The 25,623-nt window shown below is 60.2% G+C and carries 20 protein-coding genes; 15 read left to right on the top strand and 5 right to left on the bottom strand.

The window, feature by feature from the left end:
* The first annotated feature begins 149 nt into the window (after window positions 1–149).
* The 7 genes from AC1D19_RS22480 (at window position 150) to AC1D19_RS22450 (ending at window position 11,366) form a co-directional block, all read left to right on the top strand.
* Window positions 150–800 (top strand): GNAT family N-acetyltransferase, encoded by a 651-nt coding sequence (locus AC1D19_RS22480; RefSeq protein ID WP_477755008.1) that lies wholly within the window; start codon window positions 150–152, stop codon window positions 798–800.
* 65 nt (window positions 801–865) lie between these two features.
* Window positions 866–2,593 (top strand): autotransporter assembly complex protein TamA, encoded by a 1,728-nt coding sequence (locus AC1D19_RS22475; RefSeq protein ID WP_477755007.1) that lies wholly within the window; start codon window positions 866–868, stop codon window positions 2,591–2,593.
* Window positions 2,590–6,261 (top strand): translocation/assembly module TamB domain-containing protein, encoded by a 3,672-nt coding sequence (locus AC1D19_RS22470; RefSeq protein ID WP_477764589.1) that lies wholly within the window; start codon window positions 2,590–2,592, stop codon window positions 6,259–6,261. The genes AC1D19_RS22475 and AC1D19_RS22470 overlap by 4 nt, the downstream gene beginning before the upstream one ends.
* A 213-nt stretch (window positions 6,262–6,474) precedes the next feature.
* Window positions 6,475–6,948, top strand: a complete 474-nt coding sequence (locus tag AC1D19_RS22465; RefSeq protein ID WP_477755444.1) for a MarR family winged helix-turn-helix transcriptional regulator — start codon at window positions 6,475–6,477, stop codon at window positions 6,946–6,948.
* The gene (locus AC1D19_RS22460; protein ID WP_477764588.1) at window positions 6,945–8,414 is read left to right on the top strand and encodes an efflux transporter outer membrane subunit; all 1,470 of its coding nucleotides are present in this window, start codon (window positions 6,945–6,947) and stop codon (window positions 8,412–8,414) included. The genes AC1D19_RS22465 and AC1D19_RS22460 overlap by 4 nt, the downstream gene beginning before the upstream one ends.
* Window positions 8,415–8,429: 15 nt before the next feature.
* The gene (locus AC1D19_RS22455; protein ID WP_477764587.1) at window positions 8,430–9,632 is read left to right on the top strand and encodes an EmrA/EmrK family multidrug efflux transporter periplasmic adaptor subunit; all 1,203 of its coding nucleotides are present in this window, start codon (window positions 8,430–8,432) and stop codon (window positions 9,630–9,632) included.
* Window positions 9,633–9,833: 201 nt separating this feature from the next.
* Complete coding sequence (locus tag AC1D19_RS22450) at window positions 9,834–11,366, top strand: DHA2 family efflux MFS transporter permease subunit (RefSeq protein WP_477764586.1); 1,533 nt, start codon at window positions 9,834–9,836, stop codon at window positions 11,364–11,366.
* 61 nt (window positions 11,367–11,427) lie between these two features.
* Here AC1D19_RS22450 and lpxH read toward each other — a convergent pair whose 3' ends face one another.
* Complete coding sequence (lpxH, locus tag AC1D19_RS22445; RefSeq protein WP_477764585.1) at window positions 11,428–12,180, bottom strand: UDP-2,3-diacylglucosamine diphosphatase; 753 nt, start codon at window positions 12,178–12,180, stop codon at window positions 11,428–11,430.
* Complete coding sequence (locus AC1D19_RS22440; protein ID WP_046037821.1) at window positions 12,177–12,680, bottom strand: peptidylprolyl isomerase; 504 nt, start codon at window positions 12,678–12,680, stop codon at window positions 12,177–12,179. The genes lpxH and AC1D19_RS22440 overlap by 4 nt, the downstream gene beginning before the upstream one ends.
* 267 nt (window positions 12,681–12,947) lie before the next feature.
* Here AC1D19_RS22440 and AC1D19_RS22435 point away from each other — a divergent pair, with 267 nt between their 5' ends.
* Window positions 12,948–14,645: a glutamine--tRNA ligase/YqeY domain fusion protein gene (locus AC1D19_RS22435; protein WP_477764584.1), complete on the top strand. Its 1,698-nt coding sequence runs from the start codon at window positions 12,948–12,950 to the stop codon at window positions 14,643–14,645.
* A 15-nt stretch (window positions 14,646–14,660) separates the two neighbouring features.
* Complete coding sequence (gene cysS, locus AC1D19_RS22430; RefSeq protein WP_477764583.1) at window positions 14,661–16,043, top strand: cysteine--tRNA ligase; 1,383 nt, start codon at window positions 14,661–14,663, stop codon at window positions 16,041–16,043.
* 214 nt (window positions 16,044–16,257) lie between these two features.
* Here the strand turns inward: cysS and AC1D19_RS22425 are convergent, their stop codons facing one another.
* Window positions 16,258–18,090 carry a sigma-54-dependent Fis family transcriptional regulator gene (locus tag AC1D19_RS22425; protein WP_477764582.1) on the bottom strand — a complete coding sequence of 611 codons (1,833 nt, stop codon included), beginning with the start codon at window positions 18,088–18,090 and terminating at the stop codon, window positions 16,258–16,260.
* Window positions 18,091–18,474: 384 nt separating this feature from the next.
* On the opposite strand from AC1D19_RS22425, the gene AC1D19_RS22420 reads away from it, so the two are divergent.
* Genes AC1D19_RS22420 through AC1D19_RS22395 form a run of 6 tightly spaced genes read left to right on the top strand, consistent with a single transcriptional unit; the run spans window position 18,475 to window position 24,431 of the window.
* Window positions 18,475–19,569 (top strand): ABC transporter ATP-binding protein, encoded by a 1,095-nt coding sequence (locus tag AC1D19_RS22420; protein WP_477753962.1) that lies wholly within the window; start codon window positions 18,475–18,477, stop codon window positions 19,567–19,569.
* Window positions 19,569–20,684: an ABC transporter ATP-binding protein gene (locus AC1D19_RS22415; RefSeq protein WP_477764581.1), complete on the top strand. Its 1,116-nt coding sequence runs from the start codon at window positions 19,569–19,571 to the stop codon at window positions 20,682–20,684. The genes AC1D19_RS22420 and AC1D19_RS22415 overlap by 1 nt, the downstream gene beginning before the upstream one ends.
* Window positions 20,681–21,547, top strand: a complete 867-nt coding sequence (locus tag AC1D19_RS22410; RefSeq protein ID WP_477753960.1) for a carbohydrate ABC transporter permease — start codon at window positions 20,681–20,683, stop codon at window positions 21,545–21,547. Before AC1D19_RS22415 ends, AC1D19_RS22410 begins: the two co-directional genes overlap by 4 nt.
* Window positions 21,548–21,557: 10 nt before the next feature.
* Window positions 21,558–22,358: a carbohydrate ABC transporter permease gene (locus tag AC1D19_RS22405; protein ID WP_110662253.1), complete on the top strand. Its 801-nt coding sequence runs from the start codon at window positions 21,558–21,560 to the stop codon at window positions 22,356–22,358.
* A 10-nt stretch (window positions 22,359–22,368) separates the two neighbouring features.
* On the top strand, window positions 22,369–22,641 hold the full coding sequence (locus AC1D19_RS22400) for a DUF2160 domain-containing protein (protein WP_095943787.1): 273 nt from the start codon (window positions 22,369–22,371) through the stop codon (window positions 22,639–22,641).
* A gap of 47 nt (window positions 22,642–22,688) precedes the next feature.
* Window positions 22,689–24,431, top strand: a complete 1,743-nt coding sequence (locus tag AC1D19_RS22395; RefSeq protein WP_477764580.1) for an ABC transporter substrate-binding protein — start codon at window positions 22,689–22,691, stop codon at window positions 24,429–24,431.
* Between the two features lie 197 nt (window positions 24,432–24,628).
* On the opposite strand, the gene AC1D19_RS22390 is transcribed toward AC1D19_RS22395, so the two are convergent.
* Entirely contained in the window at window positions 24,629–25,006 is a 378-nt protein-coding gene (locus AC1D19_RS22390) for a type II toxin-antitoxin system VapC family toxin (protein ID WP_477764579.1), read from the bottom strand.
* Window positions 25,003–25,386 carry a type II toxin-antitoxin system Phd/YefM family antitoxin gene (locus AC1D19_RS22385; protein ID WP_477753957.1) on the bottom strand — a complete coding sequence of 128 codons (384 nt, stop codon included), beginning with the start codon at window positions 25,384–25,386 and terminating at the stop codon, window positions 25,003–25,005. The genes AC1D19_RS22390 and AC1D19_RS22385 overlap by 4 nt, the downstream gene beginning before the upstream one ends.
* Between the last annotated feature and the right edge of the window lie 237 nt (window positions 25,387–25,623).

Here is a 25,623-nt window from a genome sequence, read left to right as displayed (position 1 = left end):
TCAGATCTGCGTTGACCGTCCCAACTTGCTCGCGAAGGCGATTTCATTGCCTACACTCATTTCGGATCTGTAAGGAACTGTGTCAGCGCCGATCAGCTCGTAACAACAAGAGCGCAGCCACCCGAGCTGTGCCGGGGAGATCAACCGTCATGCCCGAAACCTCGACTGCCATCGCCGATATTCACATGCTCGACAGCGGCTACGCCCGCGAAGCGCGTTCGCTGCTGTACCAGGCTTATCGACACGAGCCGACTTTCGGCTATTTGTTTGAAGCCGAACGCCCCGGTTACGAACAGCGGGTTCGCGCCACCGTGCGCGAACTGGTGAGCCAGCATTTTCTCCAGGACCTGCCTGCCATCGGCCTGTTGGTCAACGACCGCCTGATCGGCATCGCTCTGATCGCGCCGCCGCAACGTCGTCTCGGTGTCACTGAAAGTTGGGCCTGGCGCCTGCGGATGCTGCTCAGCACGGGATTTCGCTGCACCCGTCGCTACCTCGAATATCACGCTGCCGTGGAGGCCTGCGTGCCGAATGACTCGGTGCATGTCTTGCCATTGCTGGGGGTTCATCCGCAGTTCCAGGGCAAGCATTTCGGCGAGCAACTGTTGCAAGCCGTGCACAACTGGTGCGCCGTGGATGAAAACTCACAGGGCGTGATCCTCGATACCGGGAATCCTCGCTATCTGGAGTTCTATAAGCGCCAGGGCTATGAGGAAATCGGTGAAGTTGCCGTAGGACCGATTCGCGAACATGTGTTTTTTCACCCCAATCCCCAGGTGTTACAAACAGCAACGGCTTGAACGGCGAACTTTCCGGGCATGTCAGGCTCTATCACGCTCTCAAGCTCGTGATAGCATCCGCGCCTATGAAGTTTCCAGGAAGAATTACCAGCGGTGTGCTGATGCTGATGACCAGCTGCACGGCGCTGGCTCAAAGTGAATTGGATGTACGGATCAAACCGTCCAATGATGAGCTGAAGGCCAATATAGAAGGCTATATCGGCAGCCTCGGCGATCGCGACGAGCAGGCGTTGCTGCGCTTCAGCCGTGGCGCTGAAGAACAGGCGCACAAGGCCGCCCAGGCCTTGGGCTACTACCAGCCGCACATCGACAGCGAGGTGAAGGGCGGCGAAAAGCCGCGCCTGGTGCTGAAAGTCGACCCCGGCGAGCCGGTGCACTTGCGTAACGTCACGGTGCGTGTCGACGGTCCGGCAGCCTCCCTCAAGTCCTTTCGAATCCCTAAAAGCGACGCGCTCAAGCCCGGCGCTGTGCTCAATCATGGGCATTACGAGGACGCCAAGCGCCTGATCCAGAATCAGGCTTCGCGCTATGGCTTTTTCAGCGGCCGATTCACCCGTTCAAAATTGTCGGTCGACCCGCGTGCCGGCGTCGCCGATATCGAACTGATCTATGAAAGTGGCCCGCGCTATACCTTGGGCAAGGTCAGTTTCGAGGGCGATACGCCGTTCGACGACGAGCTGCTGCAACGCATGGTGCCGTTCAAGGCCGGTACGCCGTATGACTCGGAACTGATCGCCGAACTCAATCAGAACCTGCAATCGAGCGGCTACTTCGAAGGCGTGCGCGTGGACGCGGCACCCGCGGCGTCCAAGGACGATGCGATCCCGGTGGACGTCAAGCTCGAAACCCGCAAGCCGCGGACCATGGGCCTGGGCCTGGGTTTCTCCACCGACGTCGGCCCACGTGCCAAGGCCAACTGGACCCGACACTGGGTCAACGCCCAAGGGCACAGTTATGGCTGGGAGACCGAAGTCTCGGCGCCGCGGCAAAACGTCGGGTTGTTCTACGACATTCCACTGGACCCGCCACTGACCGACAAGCTGCGTTTTGCCGGCGGCTATCAGAATGAGGACATTGCCGGCACCGACACCCACAGCAAGTTGCTGACCCTCGGCCCCGAATGGCACAGCAAATTGCCCAGCGGCTGGCAGCGGGTGGTGTCGCTCAAATGGCAACGCGAGGATTACCAACTCGGCGACGACTCCGGGCTCAGTAACCTGCTGATGCCCGGCGTGAATTATTCGTACCTGAAAAGCGACAACCGCATCGACCCGCATAACGGCTATCGGCTGCAATTCGAATCCAAAGTGGCCAAGGAAGGTCTGGGTTCCGACAGCAACCTGATCTACGGCACGGCGCTGGTCAAAGGCCTGACCACGGTGTTCGACAACCATCGTTTCCTCGGGCGGGTGCAGGTCGGCGGCAGTGCCACCAACGGCTTCAAATCGGTGCCGCCATCGCTGCGCTTCTTCGCCGGTGGCGATCAGAGCGTGCGCGGTTACGACTATCAGAGCCTGTCCCCGGAAAACTCCGACGGCGACCGCATCGGTGGCCGCTACATGGTCGCCGCCAGCGCGGAATATCAGTATTCCATCGCTGAAAAATGGCGGATCGCGACCTTTGTCGATCAGGGCAACTCCTTCAACACACTCGAACTGCCGAACCTCAAGACCGGGGTCGGTATCGGCGTGCGCTGGGTATCGCCGGTGGGGCCGATCCGCCTCGACCTGGCCCACGCGCTGGACGACGATGGCGGCATTCGACTGCACTTTTCCATGGGGCCTGAGCTGTGAAGCGTGGTTTGAAAGTAACGCTGCTGGCGATAGCGGCACTGTTGATGCTGGTTGTCCTGACGCTGGCCACAGTGCTGGGCACGGCGACGGGCAGCGGCTGGGCGTTGGGCTTCGTACCGGGGTTGACCCTGGACAACTTCCAGGGCCGGCTGGGCGGGCAGTGGAGTGCCGACCGGGTGTTGTGGCAACAGGCCAACAACCGGGTTGAGCTGAGCAAGGTGATTTTTGCCTGGTCGCCGTTGTGCCTGTCCCGCAGGGCCTTGTGCATCGAGCAATTGCAGGCCGATCAGGTCAGCCTGACGTTCCCGCCGGGTGCCGAAGAGCCAGACAGCGGCCCGATCACGCTCCCGGAGCTCAAGTTACCGTTGGCCCTCGAACTGGGGGAGATCAAGGTCGGTAGCCTGTTGTTCAACGGCAGCGAGGAGCTCAAGGGCTTGCAACTGGCGGCGCACTGGACGGCGGCCGGTTTGAGGATCGATTCGGTGGCGTTGCAGCGCGATGACCTGAGCCTGAACCTGTCCGGCCTGCTGCAACCCTCCGGTAACTGGCCCCTCAGTGCCGAAGGCAAGCTGACCCTGTTGTCGACGCCTGAGCCCTTGGCGCTGGCGCTGAAAGTCGACGGCGACCTGCTCAAGACTCTGAACCTGAAAGCCGACAGCAGCGGTTACCTCAACGGGCAACTGACCGGCGAACTGCAACCGCTGGTGGAAAACCTGCCGGCCAAGGTGCGGATCACCGCCGATGGCTTCAAGCCCGGTGCCGATCTGCCGGACACCCTGCAACTCAATCAGCTTGAGCTCACGGGTGCCGGCGACTTGATGAACGGCTACGCGCTGCTCGGCAAAGCCACGCTACCCTCCGAGCAAGGGCCAGTCGCCCTGGCGCTGCAAGGCAAGGTCGACGCCAAGGGTGCGCAGATCGCCGCGCTGGACCTGACCGCCAACGACAAGCAAAGCCTCAAGCTCACAGGGCTTGTGGATTGGAGCAAGGGCCTGAGCGCCGAGGCGAAGATTGACTGGCTGGACTTCCCGTGGCACAGGCTCTATCCGCTCATCGACGAACCGCAAGTAGCGCTTCGCACGTTCACTGGCGAAGTTTCTTACACCGACGGCAAGTACCTCGGGCATTTCGCCGCCGCGGCGGATGGTCCGGCCGGCGCTTTCACCCTGGCCAGCCCTTTCGCGGGCGACCTGACGAAAATCTACCTGCAACAGATTCAACTCCAGGCCGGGCAGGGCAAGGCTGAAGGGCACCTGAACCTGCAATTCGCCGACGGCATTGCCTGGGACACCGCGCTGGACCTGTCGGCGATCAACCCCGCGTACTGGGTCGCAGAGCTGCCGGGTACGCTGGCCGGGCCGTTGCGCAGCCAGGGCGAGATGAAGAACGAAATGCTCAGCCTCAATGCCGACCTGGACCTCAAGGGCAAACTGCGCGGTCAACCGGCGGTGATCCAGGCCAAGGCCGATGGCCGTGGTGAGCAGTGGAACCTCAACGCCCTGCAAATCCGCCTCGGTGACAACAGCATCACTGGCAAGGGCAGCCTGCAACAGAAACTCGCCGGGCAGATTGACCTCAAGTTGCCGAGCCTGGCCCAGCTCTGGCCAGAACTGCGCGGCCAGCTCAATGGCCGCGTGGATGTCGCCGGCACACTCAAGGCGCCCCAGGGCAAGCTTGACCTGCAAGGCTCGCAATTGGCTTTCCAGGACAATCGCCTGCAAAGCCTCAACCTGGACGCCACGCTGGACAGCGCGCAACGGGCGAAAATCGACCTCAAGGGCAGCGGCATCCAGGCCGGCGACACCTCACTGGGAACCCTGACCGCCAGCGGCCAGGGCGATATCAAGAACCAGAAGTTGAGCCTCGATCTGCAAGGGCCGAAGCTGAAACTGGCGCTGGGTCTGGACGGTGCGCTGGACAAAGGCAATTGGCGCGGACGCCTGGCCAGCGGTGATATCCAGGCCGGTGGCCAGGACTGGAAGCTGCAAGGGCCGGCGAAACTCGAACGCCTGGCGGATGGCAAAATCAACTTTGGCGCCCATTGCTGGGCATCCGGCCAGGCCAGCCTGTGCGGTGAAGACTCACGCCTGATGCCCGAGCCGAAACTGCGTTATCACCTCAAGCAATTCCCGATTGACAGCCTCGCGCAGTGGTTGCCGAAGGATTTCGCCTGGCAGGGCCGGCTCAACGCCGACCTGCAAATGGACCTGCCGGCCAGCGGCCCGAACGGCCAGGTCAGCGTCGATGCCGGCGGCGGCACGTTGCGCATCAAGGAAAAGGACCAGTGGCTGGACTTCCCGTACCAGACCCTGAAACTCACCAGCAAACTCACGCCCAAACGCATCGACACCGAGCTCAATTTCGTCGGTGGCAAACTCGGTGAACTGATGGTGCAGGCGCAGCTCAATCCGTTGCCGAAAAACAAACCGTTGAGTGGCTCGTTCCGCTTGAGCGGGCTGGACCTGTCGGTGGCGCGGCCGTTTGTGCCAATGGTCGAAAAGCTGGCCGGGCGCCTGAATGGCAGTGGCACGATTTCCGGTGGGCTGTTGGCGCCACAGGTCAATGGCAGTCTGCAACTGAGCGACGGCGTGATTGCCGGACCTGAGCTGCCGATGGAGCTGCAAAACCTGCACGTTCAAGCGCTCATCGCCGGAGAAAGCGTGCAATTGAACGGTGGCTGGAACAGCGGCAAGGCCGGGCAGGGCAGCCTGAACGGCAACATCGCCTGGGGCCAGGCGCTGGTGGTAGACCTGGCGCTCAAGGGCTCGCAGTTACCAGTCACCGTCGAGCCTTACGCCAAGCTTGAGGTCGCTCCGGACCTGAAAATCTCGATGAAGGATGACGAGTTGGCCATCGCTGGCAAAGTGCTGGTGCCCAGGGGCGAAATCACCATTCGCGAATTGCCGCCGTCGACGGTCAAGGTCTCCGATGACACGGTGATCGTCGGCCAGCAAACCGAGGAGGGTAAACCGCCGCTGGCGATGAAGATGGACATCGAAGTGCTGGTCGGCGAGGACAAGCTGAGCTTTGCAGGATTTGGCCTGACCGCGAATGTGCAGGGGCATGTGCACATCGGTGACAACATGGACACCCGTGGCGAGCTGTGGCTAAACGATGGCCGATACCGCGCCTACGGCCAGCGGCTTTCGGTGCGCCGGGCACGCTTGCTGTTTGCCGGGCCCATCGATCAGCCGTACCTGGACATCGAGGCCATTCGCAAGACCGACGATATCATCGCCGGCATTCGCCTGAGTGGCAGCGCCGAGCAGCCGACCACGCAGATTTTTTCCGAACCGGCCATGAGCCAGGAACAGGCCTTGTCCTATCTGGTGCTCGGGCGTCCGCTGAGCAGCAATGGCGAAGACAACAACATGCTCGCCCAGGCGGCCCTCGGTCTGGGCTTGATGGGCAGTTCCGGAGTGACCAGTGGCCTGGCCAAGAACCTGGGCATTCAGGACTTCCAGCTTGACACCCAGGGCAGCGGTACTGCCACCAGTGTGGTGGCCAGCGGCAATATTTCCGAGAAGCTCAGCCTGCGCTACGGTGTCGGCGTGTTCGAACCGGCCAACACCATTGCCTTGCGCTACAAGCTGAGCAAGAAGGTCTACCTCGAAGCCGCGGGTGGCGTGGCCAGTTCGCTGGACATCTTCTACAAGCGGGATTTCTAGTCCCTTCAAAATCAAAAGATCGCAGCCTTCGGCAGCTCCTACAGGGTTTTGTGTACACCTGTAGGAGCTGCCGAAGGCTGCGATCTTTTTGCTTATATCCGATGCCTTTAGTCAACTAAATACAAAGCTTCCTAACTATTACGTTGACATTCGCTGCTTAGGCAGTAATATCTCGACATACATTCACTGCCTAGGCAGCTAATTGGTGGTCAGATGAAACATTTCTCTCCAGACGATTTCCAGAATTGCCATCTCGGTTTGTTGCTCGGACGCGCCGCGCTGCTCAAGGACCGGATCATCGACACCCACATGGAACCCCACGGCATCACTGCCGCGCAGTTCAAGGTGTTGATCATCATGGCCCAGTTCGGCGTCGATTCGCCGGGAGAGTTGTGCCGTCACCTGTCCCTGGACAGCGGTTCAATGACCCGCATGCTCGATCGTCTGGAACAGAAAGGTTTCCTCGCTCGCCAACGCTCCGAGGCGGATCGTCGCCAAGTGCAGCTTGTGCTCACGGAAGAAGGGCAGAAGCTCGCCGGGCTGCTGCCGCACATCGGCGCCGAAGCCATGAATGAACTGGCCGGTGCCATCACTCCAGAGGAGCTGAAAACCCTGGAGTTGATCCTGAAGAAAATTTTGGTGGCAGCCGGTGACGCGATCACCCTGCTGCGGGTAGGTGACAAATGAGCAGTACCCCCTTGCGTACCGGTCTGAGCCTGGTGCTGTTGGCCATGAGCGTCGCCGGTTGCGCCAGTTACAGCGGCCTGAAAACCGAAGGCGTCAGCCTCGACGCGAAAAACCTCAAGGCCGGACAATCCCTCAGCGGCGTGACGTTGTCGCCGGCCGCCTGGCCGAAAAGCGACTGGTGGAAAAGCCTCGGCGACCCGCAACTCGACGGCCTGATCCGCGAGGCCTTGCGCGATAGCCCGGACATGCAGATCGCCGACGCCCGTGCCCATCAGGCCAGCGCTGCCGCTTCCGCAGTCGACGCCGAGCGGATGCCGACCCTGGATGCCAGCGCCGGTGTCAGCCGCTCGCGCCAGGCCCGGGACCAGGATCCGCGCGGGCAGGGCGACACGTACGCCACCATTCGCAACATCAGCACCAGTTTCAATTACAACTTCGACCTGTGGGGCGGTCAGCGCGATGCCTGGGAAGCGGCCCTCGGCCAGGCCCGCGCCGCCGAAGTCGACCAGCAGGCTGCGCAATTGACGCTGGCCGCCGATGTCGCCCGGGCCTACAGCGATCTCGGCCAGGCACACATCGTCTATGACCTGTCCAACGAAGACATCAAGCGCACCCGGCAAATGCTCGACCTGAGCCAGCGGCGCCTGACTGCCGGGATCGACAGCCAGTACCAGTTCCAGCAGACCGAAAGCTTGGAAGCCACTTCCCAGGCCAACCTGATCGACGCCGAAAAGCGCTTGAACAGCGCGAAAATCGCTCTCGCGGTGCTGCTCGGCAAAGGCCCGGACCGTGGCAATGAAATTGCCCGACCCAACATTCTTCAGCCGAGTGCGGTAGCGCTACCTTCGGTGCTGCCGGCCGAGTTGCTCGGACGTCGCCCGGACCTGGTGGCCGCGCGCTGGCGGGTCGAAGCGGCGAGCAAAAACATCGACGCCGGCAAGACCCGGTTCTATCCCAACTTGAACCTCAGTGCCGCCGCCGGTGCCGAATCCCTGTTGGGGGATGCGATGTTTGGTTCGGCCAGCCGCTTCTTCAACATTGCACCGACGATCTCGGTGCCGATCTTCGACGGTGGTCGCTTGCGCGCCGACCTCGATTCGCGCGACGCCGATTACGACCTCGCCGTGGCGCAGTACAACAAAAGCCTGGTCAGGGCGTTGGGGGATGTCAGTGACAGCATCAACCAGCTACGTGATATCGGCCGGCAGATCGCTGCCCAGCAGCACGCCACCGACATCGCCCAGGATTCCTACAACACCGTGGTCCAGCGTTACGGTTCCGGCATCGGCAACTACCTGGACGTGCTCAGCATCGAGCAGCAACTGCTCCAGGCCCAGCGCCAGCTGGCCAACCTGAATGCCGAGCAGATTGACCTGTCGATCCAACTGATGCAGGCGCTGGGCGGCGGTTTCCAGCCTGAGGCCATTGCCTCGGCCACCGCCGCGCCAGCCACGCTGACCCACTAATTCAAGGTACTTGTCATGGCCACTGCCGATACAACTCAACCTCCTGAAAACACCCAGGGCAACCCCAATTCGGGCAAGCGCAAATTCATGTTGTTGATCCTGGCGGCCGTCGTCGTGCTGAGCGGCGCGGGCGTCTGGGCCTACCACGAGTTCTACGGGCGCTGGAGCGAAAGCACCGACGACGCCTATGTGAACGGCAACGTGGTGGAAATCACGCCGCTGGTCACCGGCACTGTGGTCAGCATCGGTGCCGACGACGGCGATCTGGTCCATGAAGGCCAGGTGCTGGTGAACTTCGACCCGAACGATGCCGAAATCGGCCTGCAAAACGCCCAGGCCAACCTGGCGCGCACCGTGCGTCAGGTGCGTGGCTTGTACAGCGATGTGGATGGCATGAAAGCCCAGGTCAACGCCCAGAAAGCCGAAGTGCAAAAGGCCCAGGACAACTTCAGCCGCCGCAAGAACCTCGCCGCTGGCGGGGCTATTTCCCAGGAAGAACTGTCCCATGCCCGCGACGACCTGACCTCGGCGCAAAACGCCCTGGCCAACGCCGAACAAAAGCTCAAGACCACCAGCGCGCTGGTCGATGACACCGTGGTTTCGTCGCACCCGGACGTAATGGCCGCTGCCGCACAACTGCGTCAGGCGTACTTGAATAACTCGCGCAGTACGCTGATTGCACCGGTGACCGGTTACGTGGCCAAGCGTTCTGTACAACTTGGCCAGCGCGTGCAACCAGGTACCGCGCTGATGGCGGTGATTCCGCTGGATCAACTGTGGATCGACGCCAACTTCAAGGAAACCCAGCTGCGTGACATGCGCATCGGCCAGCCGGTCGAGATCGAAACCGACCTCTACGGCAGCGACGTCAAATACAGCGGCACCATCGACAGCCTCGGCGCCGGGACCGGCAGCGCCTTTGCCCTGCTGCCGGCGCAGAACGCCACCGGTAACTGGATCAAGATCGTGCAGCGCGTGCCGGTGCGGATCCACGTCAACGCCGAAGAGCTGGCAAAACACCCGTTGCGGGTTGGCCTGTCGACCATGGTCGATGTGAATCTGCGCGACCAGAGCGGGCCGGTGTTGGCGCAACAACCGCCGCAGAAGGCTTCGTTCAGCACTAACGTCTACGACCGTCAGTTGGCCGAGGCCGACGCGATGATCACCCAGTTGATCCACGACAACAGCGCCGCGGTCAGCAAAACCGCGCAACGCTGATTCGCCAGTGTGCCATCACACCGACCTCTGTGGGAGCGAGCCTGCTCCGGGCGGCGTTCCGACGATAGCGTCCGGTCAGTCAACATTGATGTTGAATGTAATGTCGCCTTCGTCGGAACGCCGCCCGGAGTCGGCTCGCTCCCACAAGGTCAGCTGCGTCTGTAACAGGCGCAGCGCCAGCCCAGTTTCAAAGGATTCGCGATGAGCAATAACGCGTCTTTCACGCCACCCAGCCTGCTGCTCAGCACCATCGGCCTGTCGCTGGCGACCTTCATGCAAGTGCTCGACACCACCATCGCCAACGTGGCGTTGCCGACGATCTCCGGCAACCTGGGCGTGAGTTCGGAGCAGGGCACCTGGGTCATCACCTCGTTCGCCGTGAGTAACGCCATCGCCTTGCCGTTGACCGGTTGGCTCAGTCGTCGTTTTGGCGAGGTGAAGCTGTTTGTCTGGGCGACACTGCTGTTCGTGCTGGCCTCGTTTTTGTGCGGGATTTCCACCTCAATGCCCGAGCTGGTGGGCTTCCGGGTGCTGCAAGGGGTGGTGGCGGGGCCGTTGTACCCGATGACCCAGACCTTGTTGATTGCCGTTTATCCTGCAGCGAAACGGGGGATGGCACTGGCATTGCTGGCAATGGTGACGGTGGTCGCGCCGATTGCCGGGCCGATCCTCGGCGGCTGGATCACTGACAGCTATAGCTGGCCGTGGATCTTCTTTATCAATGTGCCGATCGGCCTGTTCGCGGCATGGGTGGTGACTCAGCAGATGAAAAAGCGTCCGGTGGTCACCAGCCGCCAACCGATGGATTACGTCGGTCTGATCGCGCTGATCATTGGCGTCGGGGCGCTGCAGATCGTGCTCGACAAGGGCAACGATGCCGATTGGTTCGAGTCCAGTTTCATCGTGATCGGCTCGGTGATTTCGGTGGTGGCCCTGGCGTTCTTCGTGATCTGGGAAATGACCGACGAACATCCGGTGGTCAACCTGCGCCTGTTCGCCCATCGCAACTTCCGTTACGGCACCATCGTGTTGATTCTGGGGTACGCCGGGTTCTTCGGGATCAATCTGATCCTGCCGCAATGGTTGCAGACGCGACTGGGCTACACCGCGACCTGGGCAGGTTTTGCCGTGGCGCCGCTGGGGATCCTGCCGGTGCTGCTGTCGCCGTTTGTCGGCAAGTACGCGCCGCGATTCGACATGCGCGTGCTGGCGGGCGGGGCGTTCCTGGCCATCGGCCTGAGCTGTTTCATGCGCGCAGGCTTCACCAATGAAGTGGACTTCCAGCACATCGCGCTGGTGCAGTTGTTCATGGGGATCGGCGTGGCGCTGTTCTTCATGCCGACCCTGACCATCCTGCTGTCGGACCTGCCACCGAGCCAGATTGCCGACGGTTCGGGGCTGGCGACGTTCTTGCGTACCTTGGGCGGCAGTTTCGCGGCGTCGTTGACCACCTGGATCTGGATTCGCCGGGCGGATCAGCATCACGCCTACCTGACCGAAAGCATCACCCCGTTCGATCCGGCGACCCGCGAAGCGCTGACCAACCTGGGCGGGGCAGGGGTCAAGGCCTACACGCAGCTGGAGCAGACGGTGATCAGCCAGGCGTACATCATGTCCACGGTGGATTACTTCACCTTGCTGGGCTGGATGTTCATGGGGTTGATCCTGATTGTATGGCTGGCCAAGCCGCCGTTTACTGCCAAGGCGGGGCCTGCGGCTTCAGCGGGACACTAAACACCGCACAACCCCTGTAGGAGCGAGCAGGCTCGCTCCTACAGGGGTTTGTGTTTGGTGGTTAGTTGGCGGGTGCGGCCAACTGCGGTGGCGGGGCGAAGTCGAACGGCGCCAGCGCAAACCCTTGCTCATCCACCTGCAACGCCCACCCTTGACGATCCCAATCCCCCAGCACAATGCGCCGGGCCGCTTGCTCGCCAAGCTGCAACTTGTGAATCGCGGGACGATGGGTATGCCCGTGGATCAAGGTTTTCACCCCGTACTCCTGCATGATCCGCGGAATTTCCTCGGGCGTGACATCGACGATGTCATTGGCCTTCATCCGCACCTGCGCACGGCTTTCACTGCGCAGCTTGCGTGCCAGCTTGTGCCGGGTGCTTAACGGCAGGTTGCGCAGGATAAACAGGGTGATCGGGTTACGCAGGTAGCGACGCAGCTTCATATAGCCTTCGTCGCGGGTGCACAGGCTGTCGCCGTGCATCAACAGCACCGGTTCGCCGTTGAATTGCACGACACTCGGGTCTTTCAGCAGGGTGCAGCCGGCCTTTTTGCAGAAGGCCTTGCCGAGCATGAAGTCGCGATTGCCGTGCATCAGGAAAATGGCCGTGCCGCTGTCGCTCAAATCGCGCAGGGCCTGGCAGATGGAGCGCTGGAAGGGTGTCATGGCGTCGTCGCCGATCCACACCTCGAAGAAATCGCCCAGAATGTACAACGCACTCGCCGAGCGGGCGCGTCCGGCGAGCAAATCCAGAAACGCCCGGGTAATGTCCGGGCGCTCCTCTTCCAGATGCAAGTCTGAAATCAGCAATATCACTCAATGATCTCGGCTTTCTCGATGATCACGTCGTCTGCTGGTACGTCCTGGTGGCCGGACTTGGAAGTGGTGGCCACGCCTTTGATCTTGTCGACAACGTCGGTGCCGGCGGTCACTTTACCGAATACCGCGTAGCCCCAGCCCTGAACGTTCTTGCCGCTGTGGTTGAGGAAGCTGTTGTCGGCCACGTTGATGAAGAACTGTGCGGAAGCCGAATGCGGCTCCATGGTGCGGGCCATGGCGACGGTGTACTTGTCGTTGGAAAGACCGTTGTCAGCTTCGTTCTGGATGCTTGGGCGCTTGTCTTTCTTTTCTTTCATGCCTGGCTCGAAACCGCCGCCCTGGATCATGAAGTTACCGATGACACGGTGGAAAACGGTGTTTTCGTAGTGACCGGCTTTAACGTACTCGACGAAGTTGGCCACGGTGATCGGGGCTTTGTCGGCGTTCAGTTCGAGGACGATGTCGCCATGGTTGGTAGTCAGTTTGACTTGGGTCATGATCGGGACTCTTTTAAGGAGAAGCGTTTCTAAGGAATTCGTGGTTTTGGGACATTCCGTCCCGCAACCGGTTCAGCCTGTCTCGGCCAAGGTGCGCAGTTTAGCGTGACAGGCACGAATTTCGAGGCTGTTTTTTCATTTACGGCCTATTAAATACGACGGTTTACAGAGTGCGCTCTGTCAGGTACTTGACGGCATCGGCTATGATAGCGGCTTTGTTTTGTCCGGCCTTCATTACGGCCACGCACTTGTACGTTCAAGGATCCTATGAGCAAGCCCACTGTCGACCCTACCTCGAATGCCAAGACCGGCCCTGCCGTGCCGGTCAACTTCCTGCGGCCGATCATCCAGGCAGACCTGGAATCGGGCAAGCACACGCAGATCGTCACCCGTTTTCCGCCTGAACCCAACGGCTACCTGCACATCGGCCACGCCAAGTCGATCTGCGTGAACTTCGGCCTGGCCCAGGAGTTCGGCGGCGTCACGCACCTGCGTTTCGACGACACCAACCCGGCCAAGGAAGACCAGGAATACATCGACGCGATCGAAAGCGACGTCAAATGGCTGGGCTTCGAGTGGTCCGGTGAAGTGCGCTACGCCTCGCAGTATTTCGACCAGTTGCATGACTGGGCGGTGGAGTTGATCAAATCCGGCAATGCCTACGTTGATGACCTGACCCCGGAACAAGCCAAGGAATACCGTGGCAGCCTGACCGAGCCGGGCAAGAACAGCCCGTTTCGCGAGCGCAGCGTCGAAGAGAACCTGGATCTGTTTGCCCGAATGAAAGCCGGCGAGTTCAAGGACGGCGCACGGGTGCTGCGGGCCAAGATCGACATGGCCTCGCCGAACATGAACCTGCGCGACCCGATCATGTATCGCATCCGTCACGCCCACCACCACCAGACCGGTGACAAGTGGTGCATCTACCCGAACTACGACTTCACCCACGGTCAGTCGGACGCCATCGAAGGCATTACCCATTCGATCTGCACCCTGGAGTTCGAAAGCCACCGTCCGCTGTACGAGTGGTTCCTCGAGCACTTGCCAGTGCCGGCCAACCCGCGCCAGTACGAGTTCAGCCGCCTGAACCTGAACTACACCATCACCAGCAAGCGCAAGCTCAAGCAACTGGTCGATGAAAAGCACGTCAACGGCTGGGACGACCCGCGCATGTCCACGCTGTCGGGCTTCCGCCGCCGTGGCTACACGCCGAAATCGATCCGCAATTTCTGCGAAATGATCGGCACCAACCGTTCCGACGGCGTGGTGGACTTCGGCATGCTCGAATTCAGCATCCGTGACGACCTCGACCACAGCGCCCCGCGCGCCATGTGCGTGTTGCGTCCGCTGAAAGTCGTGATCACCAACTACCCGGAAGGCCAGGTCGAGAACCTCGAACTGCCGTGCCACCCGAAAGAAGACATGGGCGTGCGCGCACTGCCGTTCGCCCGTGAAATCTACATCGACCGTGAAGACTTCATGGAAGAGCCGCCAAAAGGCTACAAGCGCCTGGAACCGGCCGGTGAAGTGCGTCTGCGCGGCAGCTACGTGATCCGCGCCGACGAAGCGATCAAGGACGCCGATGGCAACATCGTCGAACTGCGCTGCTCGTACGATCCGGACACCCTGGGCAAGAACCCGGAAGGTCGCAAGGTCAAAGGCGTGGTCCACTGGGTGCCGGCCGCGGCCAGCGTCGAGTGCGAAGTGCGCCTGTACGATCGTCTGTTCCGTTCGGCCAACCCTGAGAAGGCCGAAGACAGCGCCAGTTTCCTGGACAACATCAACCCTGATTCGCTGCAGGTACTCACCGGTTGTCGTGCCGAGCCTTCGCTGGGCAATGCACAGCCGGAAGACCGTTTCCAGTTCGAGCGCGAAGGCTACTTCGTCGCGGATATCAAGGACTCGAAACCGGGCGCTCCGGTATTCAACCGTACCGTGACCCTGCGTGACTCCTGGGGCCAGTGATTCAAGGAACATGACGTGCTGACGATCTACAACACGCTCACCAAGAGCAAAGAAGTTTTCAAGCCGCTGGATGGCAACAAGGTGCGCATGTACGTCTGCGGGATGACCGTGTACGACTATTGCCACCTGGGCCACGGCCGCAGCATGGTCGCGTTCGATCTGGTGACGCGCTGGTTGCGCTTCAGCGGCTACGACCTGACCTACGTGCGCAACATCACCGACATCGACGACAAGATCATCAACCGGGCCTGCGAGAACGGCGAGTCGTTCGAAGCGCTGACCGAGCGCATGATCGCGGCGATGCACGAAGATGAAGCGCGCCTGAACATCAAGAAGCCGGACATGGAGCCGCGTGCCACGGATCACATCCCGGGCATGCACGCGATGATCCAGACCCTGATCGACAAGGGCTATGCCTACGCCCCGGGCAACGGCGACGTGTACTACCGCGTCGGCAAGTTCATGGGCTACGGCAAGCTGTCGCGCAAGAAGATCGAAGACCTGCGCATCGGCGCCCGCATCGAAGTCGACGAGTCCAAGCAGGACCCGCTGGACTTCGTATTGTGGAAAGCAGCCAAGCCGGGCGAGCCGAGCTGGGAATCGCCGTGGGGCGCCGGGCGTCCGGGTTGGCACATCGAATGCTCGGTGATGTCCACCTGCTGCCTGGGCGAGACCTTCGACATTCATGGCGGCGGTAGCGATCTCGAGTTCCCGCACCACGAAAACGAAATCGCCCAGAGCGAAGCGGCCACCGGCAAGACCTACGCCAACGCGTGGATGCATTGCGGCATGATCCGTATCAATGGCGAGAAGATGTCCAAGTCCTTGAACAACTTCTTCACCATTCGCGACGTGCTCGACAAGTACCACCCGGAAGTCGTGCGTTACCTACTGGTGTCGAGTCACTACCGCAGCGCCATCAACTACTCGGAAGACAACCTCAAGGACGCCAAGGGCGCCCTGGAGCGTTTCTACCACGCGTTGAAAGGCCTGCCGAACGTTGCACCGGCTGGCGGCGAAGCCTTCGTCGAGCGTTTCACCCAGGTGATGAACGACGACTTCGGTACGCCGGAAGCCTGCGCGGTGCTGTTCGAGATGGTCCGCGAGATCAACCGCCTGCGCGAGAGCGATCTGAACGCAGCGGCCGGTCTGGCAGCCCGTTTGAAAGAGCTGGCCAGCGTGTTGGGTGTATTGCAGCTCGAAGCCGATGACTTCCTGCAGGCTGGCGCCGAAGGGCGCGTCGATGCAGCCGAAGTCGAGGCGCTGATTGCAGCGCGCCTGGCAGCGCGTGCCGGCAAGGACTGGGCCGAATCTGACCGCATTCGCGACCAGCTCACTGCCATGGGCGTGGTGCTGGAAGACGGCAAGGGCGGTACGACCTGGCGTTTGGCTGACTGACAGATGTAATGCTTAAAAACAAAACCCGCCAAGTGCGGGTTTTGTTTTTAAGGGCTGTTCGCTATTTCTGCGGTGACAGGGCTGGCGTCTTTCGCTGCGATGCGGCGACCCGACAAGCCAGCTCCTACAAGGTCGCGCCGTTCGCCAAAATCACATACACCACGGACACTGTAGGAGCTGGCTTGCCAGCGAAGGGGCCCGTCCGGCCAACCCATCATTCAGTCTGGCGCAACCGCTTATAAAGGGTGTTACGACTAACCCCCAACCGCCTCGCCAGATACGAAATATTCCCCCCCGCCGCCTGCAACTGCCGGTTCAAATCTTCGGCATCATTCAGATCCACGGCTAACGGTTCCGGCGTATCGACCGGCTCCATCTCCAGATCAACAAAAAAATCATCCGGCAAATGCTCTGGCCTTATCGGTTGTTCCTCGGCCATCGCCAATGCCACCTGCATCACACTGCTGACCTGGCGCAAATTCCCCGGCCACGGGTGGCGGCTGAACAACTCCATCACTTCGTGACTCAACCCAGCCCACTGACTCAGTTCGCGGTGCTGTTCCCACAAGCGTTTGAACAGTGCCTCTTTATCGCTGCGCTCTCTTAACGGTGGCAATTCCAGAGTCAGGCCGCCGATGCGGTAATACAGGTCTTCACGAAACCGCCCCAGTTGTACCTGTTCGCGCAACGAGCGATTGGTCGCGGAAATGATGCGCAAGTCCACCGGGAACAACTCGCTGCTGCCCACCGGTTGCACGCAACGCTCCTGCAACACCCGCAACAGTCGCGCCTGGGTCGGCAGCGGCATGTCACCGATTTCGTCGAGAAACAGCGTGCCTTTGTCAGCCTTGCGGATCAGCCCGATGCTGCCTTTCTGGTTGGCGCCGGTGAACGCGCCTTTCTCATAGCCGAACAACTCGGACTCCACCAGTTCGGCGGGAATCGCTGCGCAGTTGACGGCGATGAACGCTTGTTTGCTGCGAGAGCTGGCCTGATGCAGGGCTTTGACGAACACTTCCTTGCCGACCCCGGTTTCACCGTGAATCAGCAAGGGAATGTCTTTTTCCAGCAAGCGCTCGGCCTGACGCACGGCTTTTTCCACACGACTGTCGCCGAAATGCAGGGTATTGAGGCTGATGGCCGCGGGCGCAGCTACAACCGGCTCGGTGAACACTCGAGGCTGAATTGATGCCTGTTTCGGCCGCTTCAACAGGCACTGGAAGCGGTTGCGCCCCGAGGTTTGCAAGGCGAAGGGCAGGCCGTCGGGCTGGTTCAGCAATTCCAGCAGCGAGACCTTGAACAGGCTTTCGACACTGACCCGCGACAGGCTGATGCCCAGCAGGTTGTCGGCCCGGCGATTGGCCGACAACACTTGGCCAGTCTCATCGAATATCAGCAACCCCGCCCACTGACTGTCGAGGTTGTTCAGTCCGGTGTTGAACGTCAGTTGGAAATGCTGGCCATGGAACAGGTTGAGGATCAGCCGGTTTTCCACGGTCTGGCTCATCATCTTGACCATGCCCAGGGTGTGGGAGGGCGGCAGGTAGCTGTCACTGGACACATCCAGCACCGCGATCACCTTGCGCTCGGCATCGAAAATCGGCGCGGCGGAGCCGGTCATGAAGCGGTTGGCCTTGAGGAAATGTTCGTCGTGCTCGATGTGCACCGCTTGTTCACAGGCCAGGGCGGTGCCAATGGCGTTGGTGCCGCTGCAGCGTTCCATCCAGCTGGCGCCGGCGCTGAACCCCCGTGCCAGTTTGGGTTCGATAAAGCGCTGCGTTCCCCACGACGTGAGCACCTGGCCCTGATGGTCGGCGAGCATGATCAGGCAATTGGAATTGCTCAGGATGTTCTCGTAGTAGGGCAGCACTTCCTGGTGGGTGGTTTGCACCAGTGAATGTTGGCTCTCCAGCAATTGCGCAATGCCCGCTGCCGGCAATTGGTCGAATGCCGGTGTGCTCTGATGACTGAGACCGAACGTGCGGCAACGGGACCAGGAGTCCTGGATGATGGCGTCGTGGGACAGTGGCGAGGCAGGTGCGGCCATGGCGGTCGATCTCTGAACAAGCTTTTATTGTTTTTATGGTGGCTTCAACTACAAACGGTCACTGTAGGAGCGAGCTTGCTCGCGATGGACGTTAACGGTGATGAGGGCTGCCTGAATAAACGAGGCGCTCTCAAGTGCATCGCGAGCAAGCTCGCTCCTACAGGGGGGCGTGAGCAGTCCATAGAGTGTTGTTCACTATTGTTCACTGTCAATGGGTGAACTGTTCAATTGTTCATTTTCGATTGTTCATTTGTGTTCAGCAACGAACGCTGTTTGTACGTCCCGTTCGGAAATTTCAAGCTAAATCAATAGCTTGAATTTTTTGGCACGGATGTCGCTATGTAGCTCCGGTCGCTTGACTCCAAAAATAAAAAAGGCCGAGCCATGTCATTAACCCTGGAGCACGTCAGCCGCACCGTCGAGGGCCAGACCTGGATCGACGATGCCAACCTGAGTTTTGAACCCGGTTCCTTCAACGTTTTGCTGGGTCGCACCTTGTCCGGCAAAACCAGCCTGATGCGCTTGATGGCCGGTCTGGACAAGCCCGACAGCGGCCGCATCCTGATGAACGGCGTCGATGTCACCCAGCGCCCAGTGCGCCTGCGCAATGTGTCGATGGTGTATCAGCAGTTCATCAATTACCCGACCATGACCGTCTTCGAGAACATCGCCTCGCCGCTGCGCCAGGCCGGTGTATCCAGCGAGCTGATCCAGAGCAAGGTGCTGGAAACCGCGAAGATGCTGCGCATCGAGAAATTCCTCCAGCGCCATCCCCTCGAACTCTCCGGCGGCCAGCAACAGCGCACGGCCATGGCCCGAGCGCTGGTCAAGGATGCCGAGCTGATCCTGTTCGACGAACCGCTGGTCAACCTCGACTACAAGTTGCGTGAAGAGCTGCGCCAGGAAATGCGCGAGCTGTTCAAGGCGCGCCACACCATTGCGATCTACGCCACCACCGAGCCCAACGAAGCCCTGGCTCTGGGCGGTACCACGACCATTCTTCACGAAGGCCGGGTGATCCAGAGCGGCCGCTCTTCCTCGGTCTATCACCAGCCGCAAACGGTGCTGGCGGCCGAGCTGTTCTCCGAGCCGCCGATCAACCTGATGCCGGGACGCATTGCCGGCAACGAAGTGAGTTTCGCCAACTTCGTGCACTTTCCGTTGAACGTCGATTTACGTCCGGTGGGCGAGGGCGAGTTCCGTTTCGGCGTGCGGCCCAGTCATATCTCGCTGGTGCCGAGCAACGACGATGACCTCGAATTGGCGGTGACCGTCGAAGTCGCGGAAATCAGCGGCTCGGAAACCTTTCTTCACGTGCGCAACGAGCACTTCCTGCTGGTGCTGCACTTGCCGGGTGTTCACGAATACGACGTCGATGCGCCGATCCGCATCTACATCCCGACCCATAAACTGTTTGTGTTCGATACGCAGGGGCGGCTGGTCCAGGCGCCGGGCCGGCGTGTCACGAGGGTTGCCTGATGGCCGAAATCCGTTTGCACAACCTCGCCCACAGTTACACCAAAACCCCGGTGGGACCTGAGGACTACGCGATCCGCGAGATGGACCACATCTGGGAGCAGGGCGGCGCCTACGCGTTGCTCGGACCATCGGGCTGTGGGAAATCGACCTTGCTCAACATCATTTCCGGGCTGCTCAGCCCGTCCCAGGGCCATGTGCTGTTCGACGGCAAAGCGGTCAATGACCTGACCCCGGAGAAGCGCAACATCGCCCAGGTTTTCCAGTTTCCGGTGGTCTACGACACCATGACGGTGTTCGATAATCTGGCCTTTCCGTTGCGCAATCAAGGCATGGTGGAAGCGAAAATTCACAGCAAAGTGCAGGAAATCGCTGAAGTCCTCGACCTCCAGGCATTGCTTTACAAGAAGGCGCGCAACCTCACCGCCGACGAAAAACAGAAAGTCTCCATGGGCCGCGGGCTGGTGCGCGATGACGTGTCGGCGATCCTGTTCGACGAGCCGCTGACGGTGATCGACCCGCACCTGAAGTGGAAACTGCGGCGCAAGCTCAAGCAGATCCACGAGCAGTTCAACATCACCATGGTCTACGTCACCCACGATCAGCTGGAGGCCTCGACCTTCGCCGACAAGATTGCGGTGATGTACGGCGGGCAGATCGTGCAGTTCGGCACGCCAAGGGAATTGTTCGAGCGCCCGAGCCACACCTTTGTCGGCTACTTCATTGGCAGTCCGGGGATGAACCTGATCGACGTGCAGCCACAACCGGGTGGAGTCGGTTTTGCCTCGACCCATCTGCCGCTGTCCGAGGCCATGCAGCAGCGCATCGCCGAGTCCGAATGGAAAACCCTGAAGGTCGGCATTCGACCGGAGTTCGTCCATGTGTGGGACGAAGCCTTTGATGACGCGCTGCGGGCACAGGTCGTACACGTCGAAGACCTGGGCACCTACAAAATCATGACCCTCAACCTCGATGGCGTCCCCCTGAAGGTGCGCCTGGCCGAAGACAAATTGGTGCCGCAAGGCACGGCCTACATCAGTTTTCCGGCGCAATGGCTGATGGTCTATGCCGACGAATTCCTCCTGGAAACCCAAGCCAACATTGAGGTGCAGCCATGAACAAGGTGCAGAACAACAAGGCCTGGTGGCTGGTACTGCCGGTGTTCCTGCTGGTGGCGTTCAGTGCGGTGGTCCCGATGATGACCGTGGTCAACTATTCGGTGCAGGACATCTTCGACCAGTCCAGCCGTTATTTCGTCGGCGCCGACTGGTACAAGCAGGTGCTGCTCGACCCGAGGCTGCATGACTCGTTGCTGCGTCAGTTCATCTATTCCGCCTGTGTGCTACTGATCGAAATTCCGCTGGGCATCGCCATTGCCCTGACCATGCCGACCAAGGGCCGCTGGTCTTCGGTGGTGTTGATCGTGCTGGCAATCCCGTTGCTGATCCCGTGGAACGTGGTCGGCACCATCTGGCAGATCTTTGGCCGCGCCGATATCGGCCTGCTGGGGGCGAGTCTCAAGGCCATGGGCATCAGCTACAACTATGCGGCGAACACCATGGACGCCTGGGTCACGGTGCTGGTGATGGACGTCTGGCACTGGACCTCGCTGGTGGCGCTGCTGTGCTTCTCCGGGTTGCGGGCGATTCCGGATGTGTATTACCAGGCGGCGCGGATCGACCGGGCCTCGGCCTGGGCGGTGTTCCGGCATATCCAGTTGCCCAAGCTCAAGAGTGTGCTGCTGATCGCCGTGATGCTGCGCTTCATGGACAGTTTCATGATCTACACCGAGCCGTTCGTGCTCACGGGCGGCGGTCCTGGCAATGCCACGACCTTCCTCAGTCAGACCTTGACCCAGATGGCCGTAGGGCAATTCGACCTGGGGCCGGCAGCGGCATTCTCGCTGGTGTACTTCCTGATCATCCTGTTGGTGTCCTGGCTGTTCTACACCGCCATGACTCACTCTGACGCCAACCGTTGAGGACCGCGCCATGAGCAAAAGAAAACTTATCCCCTTGCTGCTCTACATCCTGTTCCTGCTGGTGCCGATCTACTGGCTGCTGAACATGTCCTTCAAGAGCAACACCGAAATCCTCGGCGGCCTGACGCTTTTCCCACAGGATTTCACCCTGGCCAACTACAAGGTGATCTTCACCGATCCGAGCTGGTACACCGGCTACATCAACTCGGCGTACTACGTGAGCCTGAACACGATCATTTCCCTGACCGTGGCGCTACCGGCGGCCTATGCCTTCTCGCGCTACCGCTTCCTCGGTGACAAGCACCTGTTCTTCTGGCTGCTGACCAACCGCATGGCGCCGCCAGCGGTGTTCCTGTTGCCGTTCTTCCAGCTGTATTCCTCGATCGGCTTGTTCGACACCCATATCGCCGTGGCCCTGGCCCATTGCCTGTTCAACGTGCCGCTGGCGGTGTGGATTCTCGAAGGCTTCATGTCCGGCGTGCCCAAGGAAATCGACGAAACCGCCTACATCGATGGCTACAGCTTTCCCAAGTTCTTCGTGAAGATTTTCATCCCGCTGATCGGCTCCGGCATCGGCGTCACGGCGTTCTTCTGCTTCATGTTTTCCTGGGTCGAACTGCTGCTGGCGCGAACCCTCACCTCGGTGAACGCCAAACCCATCGCGGCGGTAATGACCCGCACCGTCTCGGCATCCGGTATCGACTGGGGGGTACTGGCGGCGGCGGGGGTGTTGACCATCCTGCCGGGCATGCTGGTGATCTGGTTTGTTCGCAACCACGTGGCCAAGGGCTTTGCCCTGGGCCGGGTATGAGGAACTGATGATGGAATGGATGAGTTGGACCGTCCCCACGGCGGCATTCTTCAGCGTGATTGCCCTGATCCTGGTGGTCATGACCACTTGGGAATTGCGTTCGCCGAGCATCCTTCGGCGTGGTTTTCTGCCGATTGCCACCACTCGTGGCGATCGCTTGTTTATCGGTCTTCTCGGCAGCGCCTACCTGCATTTGCTGGTAATCGGCGTCACCGACTGGAGCATCTGGGTCGCCTTCGCGATGTCCCTGGTGTGGCTGTTGGCTGTGATGCGTTGGGGCTAGTCGAATCGCTCGGCAATGTTGCTCCGAAACTTAAACAGGAGGTCTCTATGTTCGACAAAAACAATAAGCTGCGACATAGCATTTCATTGGCAGCCATGCTGGCACTCAGCGGTTTGAGCGCATCTGCCTGGGCCGATGCCTACGAAGATGCCGCGAAAAAATGGATCGGCAGCGAGTTCAAGCCGTCCACCCTGACGGCCGATCAGCAGCTCGCGGAATTGAAGTGGTTCATCAAGGCCGCCGAGCCATTCCGCGGGATGGACATCAAGGTGGTGTCGGAAACCATTGCCACCCACGAGTACGAGTCCAAGGTGCTGGCCAAGGCCTTCACCGAAATCACCGGCATCAAAGTGACCCACGACTTGCTGCAAGAAGGCGACGTGGTGGAAAAATTGCAGACCGTGATGCAATCGGACAAGAGCATCTATGACGGCTGGGTCAACGACTCGGACCTGATCGGCACGCACTTTCGTTACGGCAAGACGGAATCGATCACCGACCTGATGGCCAACGAGGGCAAGAACTTCACCTCGCCGACCCTGGACATCAAGGACTTCATCGGCATCTCGTTCACCACCGCGCCGGACGGCAAGATCTACCAGTTACCTGACCAGCAGTTCGCCAACCTCTACTGGTTCCGCGCTGACTGGTTCGAACGCGCAGACCTCAAGGCCAAGTTCAAGGAAAAGTACGGCTATGAGCTGGGCGTGCCGGTGAACTGGTCAGCCTATGAAGACATCGCCAAATTCTTCAGCGAAGACGTCAAGGAAATCGACGGCAAACGCGTCTACGGGCACATGGACTACGGCAAGAAAGACCCGTCCCTGGGCTGGCGCTTCACCGATGCCTGGTTCTCCATGGCCGGTGGCGGCGACAAGGGGCTGCCCAACGGTTTGCCGGTGGACGAGTGGGGCATCCGCGTCGAGGATTGCCATCCGGTGGGTTCCAGCGTAACCCGCGGCGGCGACACCAACGGCCCGGCGGCGGTGTTCGCCACCACCAAGTATGTCGACTGGATGAAGAAGTACGCGCCACCGGAAGCGGCGGGCATGACCTTCTCCGAATCAGGTCCGGTGCCGTCCCAGGGCAACATCGCCCAGCAGATCTTCTGGTACACCGCCTTCACCGCCGACATGACCAAACCGGGTCTTGCGGTGATGAACGCCGACGGCACGCCGAAATGGCGCATGGCGCCGTCACCGCGCGGACCGTACTGGGAAGAGGGCATGAAGCTGGGCTATCAGGACGTGGGTTCCTGGACGTTCATGAAGTCCACACCTGAGAAGCAGAAACTGGCAGCCTGGCTCTATGCGCAGTTCGTGACCTCGAAAACCGTGTCGCTGAAAAAAACCATCGTCGGCCTGACGCCGATCCGCGAGTCGGACATCAACTCGCAAGCGATGACCGACCTGGCGCCGAAACTCGGTGGCCTGGTGGAGTTCTACCGCAGCCCGGCCCGCGTGCAATGGACCCCGACCGGGACCAACGTGCCTGACTATCCTCGCCTCGCGCAGTTGTGGTGGAGCCACATCGCCGAAGCCGCCAGCGGCGAGAAAACCCCGCAAGAGGCGCTGGACGGCCTGGCCAAGGATCAGGACGCAATCATGAGCCGTCTGGAACGCTCGAAGGCACAAGCCACCTGCGCCCCGAAAATGAACCCGGAACGCGATGCGCAATACTGGTTCGACCAGCCGGGCGCACCGAAGCCGAAACTGGCGAATGAGAAGCCTAAGGGCGAGACCGTGAGCTACAGCGAACTGCTGAAATCGTGGGAGGCGGCGCGTAAGTAAAATGGTTGTAATGTGAAAGGCGAGCGGCACCGGAAGGTGCCGTTTTTGTTGGAGTCTGTTCCACCGTCATCGCGAGCAAGCTCGCTCCCACAGGTTTTGTGTCATACACAAAATCTGCGGGTATCCTCGGTCACTGTGGGAGCGAGCTTGCTCGCGATGGGGGCGTTACGGTCAAAGCATGTATTACCGCAGACCTATCAGACCAAAACAGCCAAATCCGTGTACTGAGCAACCACGGAATCGGCGGTGAGGAGTCTCATGGGTTCTGTGATGGCCGTTGCAATAATCAAACGGTCGAAAGGGTCGCGATGGTGATGCTCGAGGTCTTTTACGGCAATGGCGTGTTCTGACGTTACCGGCAACTCGATGAAGCCGCTTTCGAGGCAATATTGACGGATCTCCTCCAGATCGACGTTCAGCTTTCCTAGCCCGACCTTGATTGCCATCTCCCAGAATGTCGCTGCACTGATGTAAATGTCGGCGGCGTTTTCAATGATCTTTCTGGCCTTGCCAGTTAGCCTTGGATCATCACTGAGAGTCCAAAGCAGAACATGGGTGTCAAGCAGAACCCTCATTCGTGAGTTCCCTCAAAAGCATCCAGCATGTCGTCGGGCAGGGGGGCGTCAAAGTCTTGAGGAAGAACCAGTTTGCCTTTCATCGCTCCGATACGCTGTGCGCAAGGTTTTCCCACGGGAACCAGACGAGCCAGGGCTCGACCATGTTTGGCAATCGTAATGATCTGTCCGGCTGCTGCATCATCGACGAGTTTGGACAGGTTGTTTTTTGCTTCGGCCAGCGGAACGACGATCATGGCGTTTCTCCTGAATTCTGGACAAATATAGCCAGAATTCAGAGCGCCGACAAAGGCAAGCTGACGATAGGTCAAATCGTCATGTGTCAAATTGGGTGAGTAATCAAAACTGCTGTCCCGCAACGTATAGGTTTCCCGTTTCATGGAATGCTCCGAATGGCTTTTCACGCACCATAGCGATCGGTAGCAATGATCGGATGTCAGCTATTCCATACCGTCGCTCAAGCATCTTCTTAAAATGGGTAGGGAAAAAAGCTCAAAAGATCGCAGCCTGCGGCCGCTCCTACAGGGTGTAAGCCATCCCGATGTAGGAGCTGCCGCAGGCTGCGATCTTTTGATCTTTGATCCCAAACGCAAAAACGGCACCCGAAGGTGCCGTTT

It is taken from the genome of Pseudomonas sp. P1_C12 (assembly GCF_056406435.1).
This window is presented reverse-complemented; position numbering and strand designations above follow the sequence as displayed.

Bases quoted from the DNA above. Each gene is read 5' to 3' on its own strand.
- AC1D19_RS22480 (WP_477755008.1), top strand. From the start codon at position 150: ATGCCCGAAACCTCGACTGCCATCGCCGATATTCACATGCTCGACAGC.
- AC1D19_RS22475 (WP_477755007.1), top strand. From the start codon at position 866: ATGAAGTTTCCAGGAAGAATTACCAGCGGTGTGCTGATGCTGATGACC.
- AC1D19_RS22465 (WP_477755444.1), top strand. From the start codon at position 6,475: ATGAAACATTTCTCTCCAGACGATTTCCAGAATTGCCATCTCGGTTTG.
- AC1D19_RS22460 (WP_477764588.1), top strand. From the start codon at position 6,945: ATGAGCAGTACCCCCTTGCGTACCGGTCTGAGCCTGGTGCTGTTGGCC.
- AC1D19_RS22455 (WP_477764587.1), top strand. From the start codon at position 8,430: ATGGCCACTGCCGATACAACTCAACCTCCTGAAAACACCCAGGGCAAC.
- AC1D19_RS22450 (WP_477764586.1), top strand. From the start codon at position 9,834: ATGAGCAATAACGCGTCTTTCACGCCACCCAGCCTGCTGCTCAGCACC.
- AC1D19_RS22440 (WP_046037821.1), bottom strand. From the start codon at position 12,680: ATGACCCAAGTCAAACTGACTACCAACCATGGCGACATCGTCCTCGAA.
- AC1D19_RS22435 (WP_477764584.1), top strand. From the start codon at position 12,948: ATGAGCAAGCCCACTGTCGACCCTACCTCGAATGCCAAGACCGGCCCT.
- AC1D19_RS22425 (WP_477764582.1), bottom strand. From the start codon at position 18,090: ATGGCCGCACCTGCCTCGCCACTGTCCCACGACGCCATCATCCAGGAC.
- AC1D19_RS22420 (WP_477753962.1), top strand. From the start codon at position 18,475: ATGTCATTAACCCTGGAGCACGTCAGCCGCACCGTCGAGGGCCAGACC.
- AC1D19_RS22415 (WP_477764581.1), top strand. From the start codon at position 19,569: ATGGCCGAAATCCGTTTGCACAACCTCGCCCACAGTTACACCAAAACC.
- AC1D19_RS22410 (WP_477753960.1), top strand. From the start codon at position 20,681: ATGAACAAGGTGCAGAACAACAAGGCCTGGTGGCTGGTACTGCCGGTG.
- AC1D19_RS22405 (WP_110662253.1), top strand. From the start codon at position 21,558: ATGAGCAAAAGAAAACTTATCCCCTTGCTGCTCTACATCCTGTTCCTG.
- AC1D19_RS22400 (WP_095943787.1), top strand. From the start codon at position 22,369: ATGGAATGGATGAGTTGGACCGTCCCCACGGCGGCATTCTTCAGCGTG.
- AC1D19_RS22395 (WP_477764580.1), top strand. From the start codon at position 22,689: ATGTTCGACAAAAACAATAAGCTGCGACATAGCATTTCATTGGCAGCC.
- AC1D19_RS22390 (WP_477764579.1), bottom strand. From the start codon at position 25,006: ATGAGGGTTCTGCTTGACACCCATGTTCTGCTTTGGACTCTCAGTGAT.
- AC1D19_RS22385 (WP_477753957.1), bottom strand. From the start codon at position 25,386: ATGAAACGGGAAACCTATACGTTGCGGGACAGCAGTTTTGATTACTCA.